Annotated in this window: 1 protein-coding gene; it reads left to right on the top strand. The window is 46.3% G+C overall.

All coding sequences use genetic code 11. The features are described 5' to 3' along the window. Window positions 1-231: sensor histidine kinase (locus AB4486_RS23630; RefSeq protein ID WP_372119003.1), on the top strand; the 231-nt coding region annotated here is incomplete at both ends.

Raw genomic sequence — 231 nt, 5'->3', positions numbered from 1 at the left:
GACCAATCTTATCGACAACGCTGTGAAATATGGGACATCAGCTGAAGTCGATATTAACAGTGATTCGGTGTGGGTTATCGTGACTATTCAAGATCACGGAAAAGGTATTCCTGAAGACAAGTTAGAGTTGGTGTTTGAACCTTACTTCAGGCTCGCCACTGACGACCAAGGACACGGTTTAGGGCTTGGAATCTGTCGAAACATCCTACACGGACACGGCGGAGATCTCAT

Source organism: Vibrio sp. 10N.222.55.C6 (assembly GCF_041473395.1).
Lineage (GTDB): Bacteria > Pseudomonadota > Gammaproteobacteria > Enterobacterales > Vibrionaceae > Vibrio > Vibrio crassostreae_C.
This window is presented reverse-complemented; position numbering and strand designations above follow the sequence as displayed.